A 13,992-nucleotide genomic window follows, 5' to 3' on the forward strand; every position below is an offset into this window, starting at 1 on the left:
CGCCAAATCTGGTAAAAGCTTAATTAAAGAAGGGGTTTTGGTAAGTCCAAGGGTCATCTCCGTACCTGTCCCTCTCCTTTTATGATCCATTTATAGCTGGTCAACTCCTCCAATCCCATAGGACCGCGGGCATGCAGTTTCTGGGTACTAATGCCAATTTCCGCCCCCAAGCCAAACTGGGCTCCGTCGGTGAAGGCCGTGGAGGTATTGGCATACACCGCGGCTGCATCTACCGTGGTCAGGAACGTATCTATGGTTTTGGGGTCTTCCGCCAGAATGGCCTCGCTGTGTTTGGAGCTGTACCGGGCAATGTGCTCCAGCGCCTCTGACAAATCCGGGACTGTTTTCACGGCTAGTTTCAAGGAAAGAAATTCCATTCCAAAGTGTTCTTCCTCGGCCAATTGCAGCAATTCAGTTGGGTATTCTTGTTTCAGCGCCGCGAAAGCTAGTTCATCGGCGTAGATCATCACCTTTTCTGAGGCCAAGGGAGACACCAATAAAGCCAAATCTGCCAAGCGGCCTTGGTGTACCAAAAGACAGTCCAGGGCATTGCAGACGCTTACCCGGCGGGTTTTGGCGTTGTGAATGATGCTGCGGCTTTTCTCCAGATCCCCAGAGGCATCGAAATAGGTGTGTACAATGCCGGCGCCGGTTTCAATCACGGGTACTTTAGCGTTCTGCCGCACGTAATCAATCAGCGCTTGGCTGCCTCTGGGAATAAGCACCTCTACGTACCCGATGGCTTCTAACAGAGCCTTGGTAGCGTCTCTACCCGGCGGCAACAGCGTAGCGATGCTTGGGTCAAGCCCATGTTTGTCAAGTACTTGGTGGATGACCGAAATAATGGATTGGTTAGAGAATTCTGCATCACTGCCTCCTTTTAGCAGGCAAGCGTTTCCCGTTTTAAAACAGAGCGCAAAGACATCAAACGTCACGTTGGGCCGGGCTTCATAGATTACCCCCACCACACCCAAGGGCACCCGGACTTTGCTCATTTTTAACCCGTTAGGAAGTTCCTTTTGCAGCAGGACTTCGCCTAAAGGCGAGTGGAGGCTGGCCACGTTCTCAAGGTCTTTAGCGATGTCTTGCAGGCGGGCTGGGGTAAGTTCCAGTCGGTCATATTTGGGGTCATCAGGAGACATGCGGGCCAGGTCTTTTTGGTTCTCGGCCAGAATAAAATCAGTCTGCGCCAAAGCGGCTGCAGCCACCTCCCGCAAGATGGTATTTACCTGGTCTGGTTTCAACATTCCCAAAGACCTGCTGGCCTGTTGGGTTTGCCTGAATATTTCTTCGTACTCCATGCTCCTGTTTACAAGGGTGATTCTTTATTTAACCTCTAATCTTAAAGGAATTTAGACCTGTTTTCTTAATTTCTGGCTTAAAATAAAAAGCGGGTTTACACCAGCTCCGGATTGAGGAAGAGGTAATCATAGTGCACCAGCGGTTTTTGCTTTTGCAGCCCCAGTTTCTCCAGTGCCTTCTCTGAGCCATACTCGGCAATCCCGAAGCCAACCTGCCGGTGCTGTTCATCCACCAGTTTCACAATGTCCCCTTTCTGGAAGTCGCCCTGGATCTGCACCACGCCAACCAGCAGCAGACTAATGGCAGCCTGAGAGCTGCATAGGGCGGCTTTGGCGCCTTCGTTGATTTGCACCACCCCCTTGGCGAAGGTCCCGGAATGAGCGATCCATTTCTTTCGCCCGGAGGCAGATTTATCGGGCAGGAAGCGGGTGTTCTCCAGTTCTCCCTTCAGCAGCCGGGGCAGTACGTTTTCCGTTTTGCCGTTGGCAATGTGCACCGGAATACCCAGTTGGGCCACTTTGCGAGCCATATGGCATTTGGTGATCATGCCGCCCCGGCCAAACTGAGATCGCTGTGTGGTCACGAAGGAGGAAAAACCTGTGGTGGAAGCATCAATGTCCTTGATCACCGTGCTGGCTGGGTCTTTGGGATCACCGTTATAGATGCCGTTCACGTTGCTCAAAATTAAAAGGGCGTCGGCGTTGAGCATGGACGCGATCAGGCCGGCCAGTTCGTCGTTATCAGTGAACATAAGCTCAGTGACAGAGATCACATCGTTCTCATTCACAATGGGAATGACGTTATTCTGCAGCAGCACCTGAAAACAGTTCTTCATGTTCAGGTAATGGCCCCGGTCCCGAAAATCTTCTTTGGTAACCAGGACCTGCGCGCAGACTAGCCCGTGCTGGCTGAAAAGCTGCGAATAAGTATTGATGAGTTTCACCTGTCCCACAGAAGCCAGCAACTGACGCGCACTCACGGCATCCGTTTTCTCGGGAATGGAAAGGAGACTTCGGCCGGAGGCCACTGCCCCCGAGGAGACCACAATGACTTCCTTCCCCTCCTTTTTCAAAGTCGAGATCTGCTCTACCAGGTGCTGCATGCGGGCTTCATCTGGCATCCCATCTTCCTGAGTGAGTACGTTTGAGCCAATCTTGACAATGATCCTCTTATAAATAAATGACATAAGTGACTTCCACTTTGAGAATAGGAAATTTTAAGAATCAGAGCAGATTACTCTATTCTTTTTAAAGAATATGAACAGGTAGAAAGAAATTTAAAGAGAATATAGGCATTTCTTTCAGAGAAGCATAATATTAGATTTCTACAGTAATATAAATTATAGTTTCCAAATGCAATTCTAGCATATAAATCAAAAAAGCCCTTGAATATCTCAAGGGCTTTTTCGCACTATACTAAATCAAGTATATTTTACTTGGTACTGGAGGTTTTAATAGGATGTCCTTCATGGTCCAGTTCTACCACTTCATAGCCCAAGGTAACAAGTTTAGGCAGAACAGTCTTTTTGTCGCCCACTACCAGAATGTGCATTTTATCAGCGGGTAGGTTCTTAGCGGCAAGTGCGTTTACCTCTGTTTTAGAAATACAATCTAAAATAGCCGATTGCTTTTTCATGAAATCCTTTTGTAAATCAAATTCTACTATCTGGTCCAGGAAGTCTGCTTTCTGCCACGGGGTTTCGTAATTGCGGGCGTCTGATTGGCCAATAGAGTTCTTCAAAAATTGAAGTTCTTTTTCATCTAAGCCACTTTTTTGAAAGGCCTTGATCTCTTTCATGAACTCAGCCACCGACTCAGCCGTCACATCGGCCCGCACACCGGCATAGGCCGTAAAGTTTCCCCCATTTTTGTTTCCGCTGAACCCCGAAAAAGCACCGTAGGTATAACCTTTGTCTTCGCGCAGGTTCAGGTTCAAGCGGCTGTTGAACCCACCACCCAACACAAAGTTCATCAGGTTAGACTTGAAGTACTCCCCCGTAGCATCATAAGGCAGAGCCAGGTACCCAATCCTTATCTCTGATTGAGCAGCTTCCTTTTTGTCTACTAAGTAAATCCGGGTTTGATTATTAGTTGGGGCAGCAGTTAAGGTTGGAATAGAGACCTTCTTTTTCTCCCACCTATTCAAAAAGGAAAGTTTCTGTAGTATTTCCTTTTCGCTAAGGTCACTTACAATCACCATCCGTGCCACGGAAGGAGAAAAATTGGTCTTGTAGAATTGCTTTACATCGTCTAAAGTAAGACTGCTCACACTCTCCGTTGTGCCGGAGGTTGGAATCGCTTGGTAATGATCAGGGCCATAGAGAAGGGTTTGATACACATTGTGGGCTATGGAGGTAGGCTGCGTGGCTTGGTTGGCGATGCCTTCCAGTTGCTGCTTCTTCAACCGGTCAAAATCTTCCTGGCCAAATTTGGGGTGCAATAGGCGTTCCTCCACTAATTGCAGGGTTTTGTCCAGGTGTTTGGTAAGTGAGTTTACATAGATGGTCACCTCATGGGAACCGCTGTTGATGGACACACTGCTGCCCATTTGGCTGAGCTGCCGGGCAATCTCCTCGGAGGTGAACTTCTCGGTGTCTTCGTTCATCATGGAGGCGGTGAGGGCACTGATGCCAGCTTTCCCCGGAGTAGCCGCCGATAACTGATGGCCGCCTTCCACCGTGATTTTGATCGTCACTGTAGGGATTTCATCAGACTTGGTGCCTATGATTTTTAGCCCGTTTTTCAATTTGGCCGTGTAAAACTCCGGAACTACGGCGGTCTTGGCGGCGCCCACTACGGGTCGCTTGCTCCGGTCAAAAGAATCAACCGCTTTGGTGTATTTTAATTGGCTGAAATCCTGCGGAGGGCTCGTGGGCAGTTTGGTGTTCAGAAGGAAATTATCTGCCCTTGCAATAAGCTTTTCTTCTCCTTTGGGCACCACGCTCAGAATCACGCTGGGCTTGCTTTTTAAATATTGATTGTACACCCTCACTACGTCTTCTTTGGTGACTGCCTGAATGTTTCGCAGCGTTTCCTGCAGGTAGTTGGGAGTATTCTGAAATGTCTCAAAGAGCGCCAACTGGAAAACCTTGCCATTTACGCTGGCCAGACGGTTGATCAGGCTAGCCTCCGCCGATGCCTTGTACCGGATCAGATCATCGTCTGTAATCCCTCTTTCTTCAAAAGAAGCGATGTATTTTCGTAAAAGCGCTTCTGTTTGGGAAAGCGGAGTATTGGGAAGGGCCGTAATGGATATTTGGAACTCTCCGGCAAGTTCACCGCCTGAATTATACGCGTTAGCTGATATTGCTTTCTGGTCTTTTACGAACGTTTTATGGAAAATAGAGCTATTCCCCTGGCCCAGCACCTGCGCTAACACAGAGAGTGCGTTCTCATCTTTGTGCCCACCTGGCACCGTAGGAAAAGACATGCGCAGCATCGGGAACCCCACATTGTCCTGGTAAGAGACGTACCGGTCTTTGTTTAAGGAAGGAAGGATGGGTGGCACATCTTCTACGGCAGGACCCGAAGGAATGGACCCAAAGTATTTTTCCACCAATTTGATTACCTCGGCAGTCGTCACGTCCCCACCCACCGATAAAGTGGCGTTGTTAGGACCGTACCAGCGCAAGAAGAAGTTCTTGAGGTCCTGGACGTTCACGCGGTTGAGGTCCTCCACGTAGCCAATCACTGGCCAGGAATACGGATGCCCGGGTGGGTACATGGTCTGGTCTATGATCTCAGAGGCGCGCCCGTACGGTTGGTTGTCTACCCGCTGCCCCCTTTCATTTTTCACGGTTTCGCGTTGCACCTCAAATTTCTGTTGGGTAACGGCGTCAAGTAAGAAGCCCATGCGGTCCGCCTCCAGCCAGAGAGCCGTCTCCAGATGGTTGCTGGGCATGGTTTCATAGTAATTGGTAATGTCACGGTAAGTTCCTCCGTTCATGGTGCCGCCCGCCTCAGACACAATCTTGACGTGCTCCTCATCCGCCAAATGGTCGGTGCCCTGGAACATCATGTGCTCAAAGAAATGGGCGAAGCCAGATTTCCCTACCTCCTCGCGGGCTGAGCCCACGTGGTACGTCACATCTACATGTACCACCGGGTCAGAATGGTCCTCGTGCACAATCAAGGTAAGGCCGTTGGCCAGTTTATACTTCTCGAAAGGAATAGTAAACTCATTCCCTTTTTTGGAGACCTTCTCAATGAGCTTCGTTTGGGCCCCAGCGGTAACCAAAGTCCCGACCACGAGCAGAACGCTTATTCCAATTCTGTGTAACATAAGGTTGATATCTAGATTTTAACTTCAATGAAATGCCAGGCCATCTCCTACTTTTAGGTAAGAATGGCTAAAACAGGCTGAAAACAGTGCTTTGTTGCTTGGCTGCTTAGATGTGTTTTCTTAGTAACCTGGGTTGGGAGCAAGACCGGCATCTATGCTGCTTCTAGGGAAAGGCAACACATACTTCTCGGTGCCGCCCGAGGCTGAACTTTCCAGCAGGGTGGATTTCTTAGCCGAAATCATGAAAGTAGGATCAACGGTTTCGTACCGGATCAAGTCAAACCAATCTTCCCCATTTTCAGTGGCTAACTCCATCACCTTCTCTACCCTGATGGCTTCCAGTATCTCTGCCTTGGTGGTAGTGGCTGGGTAAGGATCTGCGCCTGCCCGGACTCTCACTTGGTTCAAGGCTTCCAAGGCATTATTGATTGATCCGCTTCTGGCTTCTGCCTCGGCGTAGATCAGGTAAACTTCAGCCATGCGCATGTGGAAGTACGTGCTCTTGGTGGGGCCACCCGGAAAGGGAAATTTTCCATTCATGGGGAAGCACACATTTGGGGCAAAGCAGTGCACACTATCCGTCAATGTTATTCTTCCTTTGTCCAGTTTCACGGAGGTGCCGCCAATCATCACGCTTTGTTCTTTAAGGCTTTTCACATAAGGCGATATGGCGTATTGGGCAAAGAAAAAGTACAGGTTGTCCATGCCCACGGAAGAAGTTTCGTTCGTGGCCACGGAGAAAAGCGCTTCTTTGGAGTTGAAGGAGGCCGGAATAGGCGCAAACACTTCATTGAAGGTAGGCACCAGTTCATACGCATCTGCCCTATCGTCTATGATCTGCTTGGCTGTGGCGGCGGCACCGGCAAAGTCTTGGTGGAACAATTGCACTTTCGCCTTCAAAGCTTTGGCAGCCACGCTGCTGGCAAAATAATGCTGTCTGAAGGCCGGAGCCTCGGCAATGGCTTCCTCCAGGTCTTTCAGAATATAGGTGTACACGTCTTCTACCCGGTCGCGGGGGAAAATCTCGGCGGAACGGGAAGGTTCCTTTTTCAGGGTGATGCCCAAGGGCGAGTTCTTGTCCCAGAACTGCCCGAAACAGCGTAACAGATAGAAATGGCCCAAGGCTCTGTTGTATTTGGCTTCCCCAATGATCTCCGTTCTGCGGTTGCCGGCAAAACCCGTGTTAGGCAAAGCACTCACCCGGTCAATCACCCAATTGGCCCGGTTGATCATGTTATACAGACCCGAATGGATGTTGGAGGAGAAGTTGTCATTGGCTTTGATGTCATTCCGCTGGTAATCCGTAACCGGATTGGTGGGCGTTGCCACCGACGACACGCCTAATTGGGAGGTGATGGTGGCCATATACGGCATGAAATCTCCTTGGTAATAGCTGTTGTATACCCCGTTCAGGGCCAACTCCGCCGAGGGGGCATCGGTGATTACGGTACCTGAATCCAGAACGTAAAGAGGGTCAATGTCTTCTACATCCTGCATGAGGCCACAAGCTCCCAGGAACGTAGCCCCTAAAAGGAAAATATAGGTATAGGTTTTCATGGTCTGAGGTTTAAAAGCCGATGTTGATTCCGAAGGAGATGACGCGCGAGAAAGGATAGCCTTCCAGGTCCCGGCCATTGTCAATGGTGGAGTTGCCCACCGGACGCTCTGAGGTAACCGCTTCCGCATCTAAGCCCGGATAGTTGGTGATGCTGAAAATATTGGAGGCCGCCACAAAAACCTGTGCCCGGGTGATGTACGCCTTGCTGAACATTTTCTCAGGGAAGGTATAAGCCAACTGCACGTTCTTCAGCTTCAGATAATCGGCTTTCAGCACATTGGCGGTGGAGGTGCGGCGGTTGTCATTGGGGTCGTCCAGAATGACTCTTGGGAATTCAGCGTCTGGGTTTTCAGGGGTCCAGGCGTCATAAACCTGGTCTCTCAATACATTGCTGGAACCAGAATGGAAGGTTTCGCCTGTAAGCCATTCCTTAGAGTTACCCGCGGCGTACGTGAAGAGGAACGAGAAGTCAAAACCTTTGTAATTGATGTTATTGTACCAGCCACCGTAGTAATCAGGTTGGATGTACCCAATGATGGTGCGGTCATCGCTGGTGATGCGGCCGTCGGGCACGCCGTTGGGGCCACTTATGTCTTTGTATTTATAGTCGCCGGGCGAGGTTTTCTCTACTTGGTAAAAAGCGCCTCCGCCAGCCTGCGCCTGGGTGTTGAGGGCAGTAATCTCATCAGCCGTCTGAAAGATGCCTTCTACCACGTAGCCCATGATGAAACCAAGGGGCTCCCCTTCCCGGATGTTGCCGTTTCCACCGCCGGAAAAAATATACCCCCCGTTCAGGCTGGTGACTTCATTTTTGATGCGGGAATAGTTGAACGTGGAAGACCACCTAACCTTGGGCGTTCTGATGATGTCGCCTCCAATCTGGACTTCGTAGCCCAGGTTCTGGAGATCGGCGCGGTTCTGGATTTGCTGCCCAAAACCCAATTGCCCGGGTATAGGCGCATACGTCAACAAGCCATTGGTCTTTTTGGAGAAGAACCCTATTTCCCCGAAAATCCGGTCCTGGAACAAACCAAACTCCAACGCTACGTCTACCTGCTTGGTAGTCTCCCATTGTATGTTGCGGTTGGGCACGCCCAGAGGCGCTAACCCATTTTCCCCGTTGTACCGGAAACCGGCCCCGAAAAAGGTCTCGTAAAGAAATCCGGCGAAATTGGCGTTTCCTGTTTTACCCACGCTGGCCCGTAGCTTCAGGTTGTTCACTACCGGGAAGTCAGCCATGAACGGTTCGTTGTGTACTTTCCAGCCCACGGCAACTGACGGGAAGAACCCCCATTTGTTTCCGGGCCCAAATTTGGAAGAACCGTCATATCTAGCTGTGAGCGTTAAAAGATAGCGGTCCCGTAAACCATAGTCCACCCGCCCGAAATAGGAGTTCAGCCCCCCTTCTACTTTGGTGTTGGATACGGGCATGGCTTTGTTCGCCGATCCTGGGTTCGTCAACACTTCATCATCGGGGAAATCCAGGTACTCCCGGCCGGTCACCTCGTCAATACTGTTAAACCAGGAGGCTCCCACCACCGCATTTACCGAATGGATTTCCTTGAAGGTTCTCAGGTAATTCAAGGTGTTGTCAAAGGTGAGGCTGGTAGAAGTAAAGTCATTCTGGAAGAGTTGTGCCTGCCCCAAAGGCATTCTCAGCCGCTTGGGCATGAAGTTGTTTTGGGCACTGGCCAACTCCCCCACGTTCACGGAGGTCCTGAACTTTAGGCCCTCCACGAGCTTCACTTCCATGAACCCGTTGGCCAGTATGTTGCGGGCTATGCCTTCGTTTTTTCGGGTGTTCTGCATCACCGGGTTGATGAGGTTCAGCCCCGGGGTGTTGCCAGTATAGTAGTCCCCGTTTTCATTGTAAATGGGGAAATCAGGCCTAAAACTGATGACATTGGAGATTCTGTCAATCCCGGCATTGAAGGTCTTGGAATGGGAGTAATTGGCCGTAGCCCCAAAGGACAGCCGTTCATTTACCTTGTTGTCTACCGTTAACCGGATGCTGTATCTTTTCAGCCCCGATTTCTTTACCAAACCATCCTGGTCCGCAGACGAGACCGATAAGGCATAGGCGGCATTGTCAGAGCCGCCCCTGATGGAAATGTTGGCTTCCTTGATGCTGGCATTCTCCTCCAAAAGTTCGTCCATCCAATTGGTATTTCCAGGACCGGGCTTTTGAGGGCCATTAAGTTGGGTCAGGTAGCTTGCGAACTCGGTCGCGTTCAGCATGTCATAGGTGTTGGCTACCCTCTGAAAGGAATGCGTGTAGTTGAAGTTGAGCGTTGGTTTCTGCCCGAACTTCCCTCTTTTGGTAGTGACAATGATGACGCCGTTCGCTGCCCTGGCCCCGTAGATACCTGCCGCCGATGCATCTTTGAGGATGTCTATACTGGCAATATCGTTGGGGTTTAAAGCCAGCAAGGGGTTCTCGCGCGGGGTGAAAGAAGCCGCAGAGTTCTCACCGAACTGCTGCACCTTGAGGATGGGCACTCCGTCAATCACGTACAAGGGTTCATTGTCCCCCGTCAACGTTTGGGCTCCTCTGATGTTGATGGTAGCCCCAGAACCCGGGGCACCGGAATTCTGCATGACCATTACGCCCGTTGCCCGTCCTGTCAATAGTTGGTCAAAACTTTGTATTCCTGAGATTTGTAGATCCTCGGCCTTAATGGTTGCGATGGAACCTGTTAAATCCTTCTTCTCCACCGTGCTATACCCTAGGACCACCACTTCATTGAGGTTGGTCTGATCGGGGGTTAGCTGCACGTCTAAGGTGGTTCTCCCGTTCAGGGCAACTTCAGTTTTCTGAAAGCCCAAATAAGAAAAGGTCAACGTAGCCCCTTCTGGAACGCTGAGCCGGAAGGATCCATCGCCTTCGGTCATGGTGCCTCTGGTGGTACCGTTGATGCTGATGCTCACTCCAGGCAAAGGCCCGCCTTTCGCATCTAACACACGACCTGTAACGGGAATGTCTTTTTGCTGCCCAACAGAGGTTGCCACCTCACCCTTGGGGGAGGTTTTGGCAGCAGGCACCTCGGTTGGAACAGCTTCTGCATCACCAGACTTAAAGCTGGTTTTATTTTTTTTTGGGGAAATGGCATAAAATCCCTCTCTTACTTTTCTATAGGTAAGCCCGGTTTTAGAAAGTACCTCGTCCAAGGCTTCTTCTACCGTTTTGTGGTTGGCTGAGGGAAGTGTTGTTTTCCCTGCCACTAATTTGCTCTGGTAGAAAAAAGATACCCGGTAGGTTTTTTCCAGCTGTTTTAAGCTCGTTTCTAGTTTTTGGGGCTGAGAACCCCGATCTCCTTTAGAAGGACCCCACCGGACGGCAGGTCTGGAGGAAAATTGGGGCGCCTCCTGCGCGAACGCCAGAGGGTTGGTACTTGCCCAGACAAAAAGCAGCGGTAAAAAGTAGATTTTCTGCATAGCTTAAAACTCAAAGGGTTGAGAAAGTATAGGCAATAGAAATCCAGGTGCGCTTTTGGCGCACTAATCAAAAGGGGATTTTTTTATTATTTTTTAGAAAAAAGTAAGCGTTTGTTCTCCTGCTTGATGTCCACTCCCAACGTTTCACCTAAAGCCGCTAGCAACACCTGCACATTGTCATTCGGCACCAACCCGGTCACCAACGTGGTTAAGATTTCTTCATCCTGCACTACTACCTCGTACCCGTAGGTTTCCTGAAGCATCGCCACAATGTCACTAACAGGTGTGTTCTCAAATACCATCTGGGGTGCCTGCCAGGAGGTGTATTTCTCAGGTTTAACCGCCTGTTTGCTAATCTTTCGGGTGGCCGTGTTTACCTCAATTAAGTCCCCAGGTTTTAATAACAGGCTTTGAAGCTTGTTTTCTGACGTGCTTTCCACCTGCAATCGGATGCTTCCTTCCCGCAACACCACTTGGGTGCCGCTTTGCCGTTTCTTCACGTTGAACTCAGTGCCCAGCACTTCCACCGTTACCCCATCAGAGGTATGAACCAGAAACTTCTGATGGCTTTTCGTGTGCTGCACAGAGAAGAAGGCCTCCCCGGTCAACCAAACTTCCCTTTCTGTATCTGAGGACCATTCCTTCGCGGAGCGCATGGAGGATTTTCCGTTCAGCACTACTTTGGAGCCATCCGGGAGCATGATGATGTGGCGCTCGCCGTAGGCAGTTTCATATACTTTGTCTTTTTTGATAGAGTACTGGTATATTCCTAAAACACTAGCTGTAAGAAGTAAGAAAACAGCCGCCACTTTTAGCCATAGTGATTTAGGAGAAGGATTAGTCACAGGTTTGAAAGGCAAACTTTTCATTCCTTCATCGGAAACCTTTTGATGGATTCCAGCCAGCAGTTTGTTTTCGAGGCTTACCTGCTCCTCTTCTGAGTAGCTATCCAGAATGTCTCCATTCATATCGAAAGATGCGTACCAACGCTCCACTTCTAACTTTTCCTCAGGGGTGCAGTTATTGGCCAGGTACTTGTCTATTAAATGGGGAGAGATTCTATTGCTCATTCTGGCTTCCCAGCTTTTGTATAAATGACTGGTATACTTCTATGACACCTGCGCGCATCCCAAACCGCCACCTGGTCTAAAAAATAATTTTTTTAATTCAGACGGCCCTTTCAACGAAGTAGTAGTTAAAAATACTTTTGATGACAAAAGCCTAACTTAGAACTTGCTTGCAGTACAGATTTCTAGGAAGGGAAAGGAAGATAAATACCTGTTTAAGGGCTAATTTTCAGGAAAGTGGCTAAAAGGCGCTCCTGGACATTTACCATTAAATGCCACAGAGTTTCACCCTATAGTCTGGAAAAAAAGAACCAAGGCGAAATAGTCTTGTAGGTGCAGCCGCAAATAGGAGATGGCTTTTTTTAGTTGTTTCTCTACCGTGGAGACTGGCCTTTGAAGGTGCTGCGCCACTTCCGATACGGATAGGTGTTGCTCTCGGTTCAAAAGATAAACCTCTCTGTTCCGATCCGGCATTTGCTCTACATGGAATTGAAGGGCGTGCGCCAGTTCATTGTATTCAACGGACAGCTCCACATGGTGATAGGCTTCTTCTTTGGTAGAAGCAGCTTGGTGAACATGCTTTTGTTCAGTGGCTTTTTGACGAAGGCAATTAAGAACCTTGTTTCTAACCGCTGAATGCAAATAACCTATTAGAGATTGGTTAATTTCCAACTGATGCCGTGAACCGTACAAATAGACAAATAGGTCCTGCACTAGTTCTTCACAGGCTTCTTTGTCCTGCAGGCGTTTGTACGCGGCGTTGTACAGTTGTTTCCAGTGCTTGCGGTAAAGGGTGTTAAACGCTTCTATGTCATCCTGCCGGACCAACTCCCAAAGCTGCTCATCTGGCAAAGAAGACATATAAAGCACACGTGCTGACATGGTTACCGTAGAAATTTATAATCTAATATGATCTTTTATCTTATGTAAATCAAATAATTATTAAAATTTAAAAAAGGGCTTATTAATTTTTCATCTCTACTAGTATTGTTTTGTTAAAATTGTAAATGATTGTTTTACATGTTCAGCATATGAGGATTTCAGCTGTTGAATAAATAGAAATCATCCACCTGCAAAGTTGCTGATTCACAAGCTAGTTAGGTAGGGTGTAGTGGTTTAAGGGTAATCATCGCTTCACGTAAGTTGGCTTGTACCTCATAAAAAAACCTCCTCGTTTAAGGCTGCTTTTATAGAAGTAGCCTTAAACGAGGAGGTTAATTATCCCTTATTTACTTAATCCTTACTTCAACTTAAAATCCTGAATGAAATTTCTGGTGAAGTCAGATAATACAAGGGTGCCGCTAATGCCTGCCCTGTCCACTAAAAGTTTATTCCAGTGCTCTGTTCCTTGCCAGAATACTTGTTTAAGAGCAGCTAAAGCATCTGGGCTGTAAGTAGCAAGTTTAGCCGCAAAAGCCTGAACTGCCGCATCCATTGCCTCCGTAGTTTCGAACACTTGGGCGTATAATCCTTTCTCTTGGGCCCAAGCCGCGGACCTGAACTCAGTGGCATCCAGCGCCAGTTGCGAAAACGCAGACAGACCTATTTTCCGCTCTACGGCCGGACCTACTACAAAGGGCCCGATGCCCAAAGCAATTTCACTTAGCTTCACCGAGGCTTGCTGCGTGGCAAAACAGTAATCGGTGGCGGCGGCTACCCCCACGCCGCCCCCAATGGCTTTGCCCTGTACCCGTCCAATGATGATTTTACCACAGGTCCGGCACGCGTTGATAACCTTGGCAAACCCCGAGAAGAATTCCATGCCCTGTACTTTGTTTTGGATGGAAATCAACTCATCAAAGCTGGCGCCGGCGCAGAAAGTCCGTTCCCCCTCGCTCCTGAGCACGATCACTTTTACCCGCTCCTCTTTTCCAGCCTGCAGGATGGTCTGTGCCAGCTCGTTCAACAGCGCCCCAGGCAAAGAATTGTGCGAAGGGTGGAAAAAGGAGATGACGGCAATGCCAGCCTCGTCAAGGGTGATGTCAACTTTACCTGTAAGGGTCATATGATTTGTTTCTGTTTGTTGGTTGTTTTTGTAAATAGAGCCTTGAAGCTTTAAATCAAGTTTTAAAAGAGATAATTGGCCTGTTTGCTGAATTCTTTTGGGTAGGAAATACAACAGTGAGCTTATGCTCCACTTGTGAAAAGAACTCACGCAAGTTGCAAACTTGCGTCAATGAGGCTCCAAGTTGAAAATTTGAAGCAGGGTTGGTAGCCATTGTTTTGAGGCTGATTTCTAAAAATCAGCCCCAAAACAACGGGCCTAAAAGATTATAATTTGGTCACACTCAAAAGTCCTCATCTGAAAATCAAGACACCTTCAAATTTCCAAATCCTCAAATCTCCAAA

8 protein-coding genes are annotated in these 13,992 nt (G+C 48.9%); all 8 read right to left on the reverse strand.

Translation table 11 applies throughout. The features are described from left to right. Window positions 1-53: 53 nt before the first annotated feature. Window positions 54-1,301 (reverse strand): glutamate-5-semialdehyde dehydrogenase, encoded by a 1,248-nt coding sequence (locus FOA19_RS13090; RefSeq protein ID WP_149091251.1) that lies wholly within the window; start codon window positions 1,299-1,301, stop codon window positions 54-56. 95 nt (window positions 1,302-1,396) lie between these two features. Then, complete coding sequence (proB, locus tag FOA19_RS13095) at window positions 1,397-2,488, reverse strand: glutamate 5-kinase (protein ID WP_149091252.1); 1,092 nt, start codon at window positions 2,486-2,488, stop codon at window positions 1,397-1,399. Between the two features lie 245 nt (window positions 2,489-2,733). Continuing rightward, a complete protein-coding gene (locus FOA19_RS13100; RefSeq protein WP_149091253.1) occupies window positions 2,734-5,583 on the reverse strand; it encodes a M16 family metallopeptidase in 2,850 nt (949 codons plus the stop codon). A 120-nt stretch (window positions 5,584-5,703) separates the two neighbouring features. Further along, window positions 5,704-7,140 (reverse strand): RagB/SusD family nutrient uptake outer membrane protein, encoded by a 1,437-nt coding sequence (locus FOA19_RS13105; protein WP_190300396.1) that lies wholly within the window; start codon window positions 7,138-7,140, stop codon window positions 5,704-5,706. Between the two features lie 10 nt (window positions 7,141-7,150). Beyond that, window positions 7,151-10,576 carry a SusC/RagA family TonB-linked outer membrane protein gene (locus FOA19_RS13110; RefSeq protein ID WP_149091255.1) on the reverse strand — a complete coding sequence of 1,142 codons (3,426 nt, stop codon included), beginning with the start codon at window positions 10,574-10,576 and terminating at the stop codon, window positions 7,151-7,153. Between the two features lie 86 nt (window positions 10,577-10,662). Further along, window positions 10,663-11,646 (reverse strand): FecR family protein, encoded by a 984-nt coding sequence (locus FOA19_RS13115; RefSeq protein ID WP_149091256.1) that lies wholly within the window; start codon window positions 11,644-11,646, stop codon window positions 10,663-10,665. Between the two features lie 282 nt (window positions 11,647-11,928). Next, entirely contained in the window at window positions 11,929-12,525 is a 597-nt protein-coding gene (locus FOA19_RS13120; protein WP_149091257.1) for an RNA polymerase sigma factor, read from the reverse strand. A gap of 358 nt (window positions 12,526-12,883) precedes the next feature. Further along, entirely contained in the window at window positions 12,884-13,648 is a 765-nt protein-coding gene (locus FOA19_RS13125; protein ID WP_149091258.1) for an enoyl-CoA hydratase/isomerase family protein, read from the reverse strand. Between the last annotated feature and the right edge of the window lie 344 nt (window positions 13,649-13,992).

Source organism: Rufibacter hautae, from assembly GCF_008271695.1.
Taxonomy (GTDB): domain Bacteria; phylum Bacteroidota; class Bacteroidia; order Cytophagales; family Hymenobacteraceae; genus Nibribacter; species Nibribacter hautae.

What these genes read in the sequence shown, in the direction of transcription:
- FOA19_RS13090 (WP_149091251.1), bottom strand. Translation starts at nt 1,301, where the DNA reads ATGGAGTACGAAGAAATATTCAGGCAAACCCAACAGGCCAGCAGGTCT.
- proB (WP_149091252.1), bottom strand. Translation starts at nt 2,488, where the DNA reads ATGTCATTTATTTATAAGAGGATCATTGTCAAGATTGGCTCAAACGTA.
- FOA19_RS13100 (WP_149091253.1), bottom strand. Translation starts at nt 5,583, where the DNA reads ATGTTACACAGAATTGGAATAAGCGTTCTGCTCGTGGTCGGGACTTTG.
- FOA19_RS13105 (WP_190300396.1), bottom strand. Translation starts at nt 7,140, where the DNA reads ATGAAAACCTATACCTATATTTTCCTTTTAGGGGCTACGTTCCTGGGA.
- FOA19_RS13110 (WP_149091255.1), bottom strand. Translation starts at nt 10,576, where the DNA reads ATGCAGAAAATCTACTTTTTACCGCTGCTTTTTGTCTGGGCAAGTACC.
- FOA19_RS13115 (WP_149091256.1), bottom strand. Translation starts at nt 11,646, where the DNA reads ATGAGCAATAGAATCTCTCCCCATTTAATAGACAAGTACCTGGCCAAT.
- FOA19_RS13120 (WP_149091257.1), bottom strand. Translation starts at nt 12,525, where the DNA reads ATGTCAGCACGTGTGCTTTATATGTCTTCTTTGCCAGATGAGCAGCTT.
- FOA19_RS13125 (WP_149091258.1), bottom strand. Translation starts at nt 13,648, where the DNA reads ATGACCCTTACAGGTAAAGTTGACATCACCCTTGACGAGGCTGGCATT.